The organism is Hymenobacter agri (genome assembly GCF_054778495.1).
The window spans coordinates 1-584 of record NZ_BAAGZM010001257.1 but is presented as its reverse complement, the minus strand read 5'-3'; the positions used below and the strand labels follow the sequence as shown (position 1 = coordinate 584).

Below are 584 nucleotides of genomic sequence, written 5' to 3'. Positions count from 1 at the left end.
GCGGCATTCTGGCGCTGCACTACCGCGGCCGTACGCCCCTTCGGCGCCATGACGCCTACTTTGCTGGTGCTGGTTTTGCGCACCTTCGTCTGGCCGGGCTTGGTGGTGCGGCGGGTAGTTTGCTGGGTGGTGCGGCGCAGGGGCGGCGGCCCGGGCGGCGTGGTCTGGGCCGAGACATCGGAGGCGAAAGCAAGCAGGAATAAGCCGGGAAGCAGCGTACGCATCATAACTAAGCAGGAAAAGAAACGAGGTGAATGATTGGCTGCATACGCAGAATTAACGTCCGGGGAGGTACCGGCCGGGCGCATCTTTTCGGCGGGCTGGAACTCCGACAAAAGAAAGCCCGCTCTCCGGGTCCGGAAAGCGGGCTGTAGCTGGTGTTGGATGGCGAGAGTCCGGCATCTACCGTGCCGGCGGTGAAGGGCTTACCAGCCCAGCGGCTCGGGCGCTTTTTTCTTGGGTGCGGCTTTGGGCGCGGCCTTGGCCGGGGTTTTAGCGGCGGCAGCCGGAGCCGGAGCACCGCCGTTGGCTTGGGTGGCGCTACCACTGGCTACTTCGGCCGGAGCCGGGGCGGGAGCCAGGGC

At 66.1% G+C, this 584-nt stretch carries 1 protein-coding gene; it reads right to left on the bottom strand.

Features of this window, described 5'->3' with window-relative positions:
* Positions 1–227 (bottom strand): hypothetical protein (locus ACYVDE_RS25650; protein WP_460504328.1); only part of this gene is annotated, 227 nt, incomplete at its 3' end.
* Between the last annotated feature and the right edge of the window lie 357 nt (positions 228–584).